Origin of the sequence: Aeromonas sp. MaB10011B (assembly GCF_017939325.1) — a bacterium.
Taxonomy (GTDB): Bacteria; Pseudomonadota; Gammaproteobacteria; order Enterobacterales; family Aeromonadaceae; genus Aeromonas; species Aeromonas caviae.
Map to the genome: position 1 here is coordinate 1 of NZ_JAGKRK010000098.1, position 5423 is coordinate 5423.

Here is a 5423-nt window from a genome sequence, read left to right on the forward strand (position 1 = left end):
CGCCGACGCCCACCGAGAGGTTGAAGTCGAGCAGCCAGACGGCCCAGATCCCCCCGACCACCGCCAGCGGCAGGGTGGTGAGGATGAGCAGCACCTCCTGGAAGCGGTGAAACGCGAGATAGAGCAGCAGCACGATAATGGCGAGGGTCAGGGGCACCACGTAGGTGAGGCGCTCCATGGCCCGCTCCATGTATTCGTACTGACCTGACCAGGTGAGGGCGTAACCCGGTGGCAGCACCAGCTGCTTGTCCACCTCGGCCTTGGCCTCTGCCACAAAGGAGCCGATGTCGCGGCCACGGATGTCCACGTAGACCCAGCCGTTGAGGCGTGCGTTTTCGCTGCGCAGCATGGGCGCCTCGTCGCTGATGTAGACCCGGGCCACGTCCGCCAGGGCGATCCGCTCACCCTTGGGGGTGACCAGGGGCAGCAGTTCGAGGCTGGCCACCGAATCGCGATAGCTCTGGGGATAGCGCAGGTTGATGGGGTAACGTTCGCGCCCCTCAATGGTCTGCCCCACGTCCATGCCGCCCACCGCGGTGGCGAGCACCGCCTGCACGTCGGCGATGTTGAGGCCGTAGCGGGCCGCCTTGAGCCGATCGATATCCACCTTGACGTAGCGACCGCCCGCCACCCGCTCGGCGTAGACGGAGGCAGCGCCTTCCACCTTGCCGACAATTTGCTCGAGTTGCTGGCCAATCTGCTGGACCACCTTGAGGTCGGGGCCGGCGATCTTGATCCCCACCGGGGTCTTGATGCCGGTGGCCAGCATGTCGATACGGGTCTTGATGGGGGGCACCCAGGCGTTGGTGAGGCCGGGGAAGCGGATGAGGGAGTCGAGCTCTTCTTTCAGCTTCTCCGGGGTCATGCCGGGACGCCACTGATCGCGGGGCTTGAGCTGGATGCTGGTCTCCATCATCACCAGATCCGCCGGGTCGGTGGCCGAGTCGGCGCGCCCCGCCTTGCCGAACACGTTCTGTACCTCGGGCACGGTGCGGATGAGTTTGTCGGTCTGCTGCAAAATCTCCCGCGCCTTGCCCACCGAGATGTTGGTCGCCGTGGTGGGCATGTACATGATGTCCCCCTCATCGAGCGGCGGTATGAACTCGGAGCCCAGGTGCTGGAGCGGCCAGAAACCCGCGACCGTGACCACCAGGGCGGCGGCGAGGGTGGTCTTGGGGCGGGCCAGCACGGCATTGAGCAGGGGCACATAGGCCTGGCTCAAGCCACGGTTGAGGGGGTTGGCCTGCTCGGGCAATACCTTGCCGCGGATAAAATAGCCCATGATGACCGGCACCAGCGTGATGGCGAGCGCGGCGGCGGCGGCCATGGCGTAGGTCTTGGTGTAGGCCAGCGGGTGGAACATCCGTCCCTCCTGCGCCTCCAGGGCAAACACCGGCAGGAAGCTCATGGTGATGATGAGCAGGGAGAAGAAAATCGCCGGCCCCACCTCGATGCTCGCCTCCGTGATGATCAGCCAGCGGTTCTTGTCGGTGAGCGCCTCCCGCTCCATGTGCTTGTGGACGTTCTCTATCATCACGATGGCGCCGTCCACCATGGCGCCGATGGCGATGGCGATGCCCCCCAGCGACATGATGTTGGCGTTGATCCCCTGCAGGTGCATCACGATAAAGGCGGTCAAAATCGCGATAGGGAGGGTGATGACCACCACCAGCGACGAGCGCAGGTGGAACAGGAAGGCGAGACACACCAGCACCACCACGGCGAACTCCTCCACCAGCTTGGCGGAGAGGTTGTCGATGGCGCGCTGGATAAGGTCGGATCGATCGTACACGGTGACGATCTCCACCCCGTCGGGCAGGCTGGATTTGAGCTCGGCCAGCCGTGCCTTGACCCCGTCGATGGTGTGCTGGGCATTCTCGCCAAAACGCATGACGATGATGCCGCCCACCACTTCCCCTTCGCCGTTGAGCTCGGCGATACCGCGCCGGCTCTGGGGACCGGTCACCACGTCGGCCACGTCACCCAGCAGCAGGGGGGCGCCCCGCACATTGGTGCCGAGCGGGATCTGCTTCAGATCCTCGACGCTCTTGAGGTAGCCATTCGAACGAACCATGTACTCCGCTTCCGCCATCTCGATGACGGAGGCGCCGGTCTCCTGGTTGCCCTGCTTGATGGCGGTCTCGATGAGGGAGAGCGGAATGCCGTAGGCCCGCAGCTTGTCCGGATCGACCCGCACCTGGTACTGGCGCACCATGCCGCCCACAGTGGCGACTTCGGATACGCCGTTCACCGTCTGCAGCTCGTATTTCAGAAACCAGTTCTGCAGTGACGTGAGCTCGCTGAGATCGTGCTTGCCGCTCTTGTCCACCAGGGCGTACTGGTAGACCCAGCCCACCCCGGTGGCGTCCGGCCCGAGCTGGGGCTGGGCCCCGGCGGGCAGATTGGGGGCCACCTGGCTCAGATACTCCAGCACCCGGGCGCGGGCCCAGTAGAGGTCGGTGTCGTCGTCAAACAGCACATAGACGAAGGAGTCGCCGAAGAAGGAGTAGCCGCGCACCGTGGTGGCCCCCGGCACCGCCAGCATGGCGGTGGTGAGGGGGTAGGTGACCTGATCCTCCACCACCTGGGGCGCCTGGCCCGGGTAGGAGGTCTTGATGATCACCTGGACGTCGGAGAGATCCGGCAGGGCGTCCACCGGGGTCTGCTTGACCGACCAGAGGCCCCAGGCGGTGAGCATGACGGTCAGCAGCAGCACCAGGAAGCGGTTGCCGACGGACCAGCGAATGATGGCAGGGATCATGACTGGGCTCCTCTCATTCGGTGGGCTGGCAGCCGATTGGGTTTGTGCTCAATGCAGCGAAGCATGGCCGGGATCATGATTTATCCCCCATCTGGTGCTGGCTGTGATCCATGCCTTCCATGCCTGGCATCTCGCCCTTGGCCTCTTTCATCGGCTCGTCTGCTGCCGGTTTGTCTTCCACATGGATCTGGATGATGCGGTACTCGTCCCCCTCCTGCTCCACCTGCAGATGCAGGGTCTGATCCGGTTTCAGCTGGCTGATGTCCACGCCGTCGGCCACGGTGAAGTCCATCTCCATGGCGGGCCACTGCCACTCGGGAATGGGCTGGTGAGAGATGCCGAGGGTACGCCCGGCGAGATCGATGTTCTGCACCTGGCCCTGGGTCCACACCTGCATGGGACGCACCGCCGTCATGCGCTGGAAGTCCGAATCGATGGCCGATTCTGAGTCGAGCAGGAACTGGGCCGAGCTGACGATGCTGTCACCGGCTTCGACCCCCTCCTGGATGGCGACCTTGTCACCAAACTGGGGGCCCAGGGTGACGGCCACCGACTTGAAGTTGCCATCTCCCAGCGCCAGCACCAGCCGGTCCTGGCTGCCGGTGCGGATCACCGCTTCGCTCGGCACCACCAGGCGGGGTTCCCCCTTGCCGGTGCCGATGCTCACCTTGGCGAACATGTTGGGTTTCAGGAACTCGTCCGGGTTGTCGAAGCGCAGGCGGACCCGCAGGGTGCGGGTACTGGCATCGAGCGTCGGGTAGAGGTAGTCCACCCGACCCTGCCAGCGGCGGCCCGGGGCATAGTCCAGGGTCATGGTGACCGGATCGCCGACCTTGATCTGGGCGGCCTGGCGCTCGAACACCTCGGCGCTCACCCACACCTGCTTGAGGGTACTGATGTTGAAGAGGGGGGCGGCGGGCTCCACATACTGGCCTTCACGCACCTTGAGCTCGGAGACATAGCCGCTGCTCGGGGCATAGATGCGCACCGTCTCCTGCACCTTGCGGGTGCGCTTGAGGGCCGCTATCTGATCCGCCGGTACCTGCAGGGACTTGAGCTTGCCTTCGGCGGCGCGCAGCAGCAGCGGGTTGGTGGTATTGAGCGCCAGCAGGTACTCGTGCTGGGCGTTCACCAGATCCGGGGCGTAGAGATCGTAGATGAAGCTGCCCCTGGCCACCTGCTGCCCCTCGTTCTTGATGGCGAGGTTGCGGATCCAGCCCGCCATCCGGGAGTTGATGGCTTCGAGGCGCTCCTCGTCATATCCCACATAGCCCACCGTCTCGATCTGCTGGTGGACGGGCAGTTTTTCCACCTTGGCCAGCCGCACCCCCAGGTTCTGCTGGATCTCGGGGCTGATGGTAACGGTGCCCGGCGAGCCGCCCTGTTTCTCTTCATAGACGGGGATGAAGTCCATCCCCATGTTGTCCTTGGCGGGGGCATCGCGCTTGTCGCGGGGATCCATGGGATTGACCCAGTAGAGGGGGGCCTTCTCCTTGGCGGTAGTAGCGCCGCCCATCTTGGTGGCGGCCCAGTAACCGCCGCCAGCCCCGAGGACGAGCATCAGAGTCGACAGGATCAGGGTCTTGTTCATCGCAGGCCTCCGGCACGAGTCGAACGGGAGGCGCGGGCGCCGGCAACGGCGAAAATCTTGGCTGATGACATGGTTACATCTTCTCTTCTATCAGGCCGCCTGACCGGGTTCCTGCATGAGCGTCGTGTCCAGGGGCGGGGCAGAGGCGTTATTCACGCACCTGCGTCACGCAACACTCGAATCACAGCGAACGGGTTGGGCGGCAAACGGAGCACTGCCGACGAGTCGGCCGGTGCACGGCACTTGTTGCAATGGCGAACCATTGCCCAGGCTGGGGTAGAAGAGGTTTCTAATGGCGCAGCACAGAGAGCATCAGATGCCGTCTGGGCCAGGAGGGGGGATGGGTACCGCGCAGGCGCAGGAAGGGGTCCCTCAGCCAGTTGTCGAGCAGGGAGCCGACATGCCACGAAGAGGGGAGCAGCAGCAGGGGGATCAGCAGCAGTGACAACAGCATGCCGAGCAGGGGCGGGGCATTGGCCGCACCGGAGAAGCCGGCCTGCATCTGGCATTCCTCCCCAGACGGGGCACTCTGGCTCATGGTGCCCGAATGGCAGGAGAGGGGAATTGTGTCGGCCTGGCCATGGTTCATGGCGGCGTGCTGCACAGGCGGGCTCTCGTGCAGCGCATGAGACAAGGGGGAGGATGCCGGAAGGGCATCCTGGGTCTCACCCGGGAGGGCGGTGGCCGCGCCATGCCAGCTGATGCACAGGGTCAGATTGCAGACGAGCACCAGCGCCAGCAATAGCCGGGCGATGAACGTGGTGGGCAATCTCGATGAGAGCATGGGTGGCTTCCCTGTGACGGATGGGCCGAATCTAAACCTTGCCGAAAGGAGAAGGTCAAGGCCTGGCAAGCGCCGTCTGCCTGGGAATTGACATGGATTAAGAAAGGGCGGGGCAGTGAACAGAAAAAGCCCCCGCATGGGCGCAATGCTGATCAGTTAAGGATCCATTGACCGATCCTTCTGCTGTAGGACAATCCGGAACCAATCACTGGTTCCGGATTTTTTATGTCTATTGCAAACGATCTGAACGATGTTGTTGAGGCATCTGGCGACATGCTGGCTCGGTT

The 5423-nt window shown here is 64.1% G+C and carries 3 protein-coding genes; all 3 read right to left on the minus strand.

All coding sequences use genetic code 11. The features are described 5' to 3' along the window. Positions 1-2761, minus strand: a 2761-nt coding sequence (locus J9893_RS21190; RefSeq protein ID WP_210621948.1) for a CusA/CzcA family heavy metal efflux RND transporter, incomplete at its 3' end; no start/stop codon positions are given. A gap of 73 nt (positions 2762-2834) precedes the next feature. After that, complete coding sequence (locus J9893_RS21195) at positions 2835-4352, minus strand: efflux RND transporter periplasmic adaptor subunit (RefSeq protein WP_052815049.1); 1518 nt, start codon at positions 4350-4352, stop codon at positions 2835-2837. Positions 4353-4641: 289 nt separating this feature from the next. Next, complete coding sequence (locus tag J9893_RS21200) at positions 4642-5136, minus strand: hypothetical protein (protein WP_161646862.1); 495 nt, start codon at positions 5134-5136, stop codon at positions 4642-4644. Between the last annotated feature and the right edge of the window lie 287 nt (positions 5137-5423).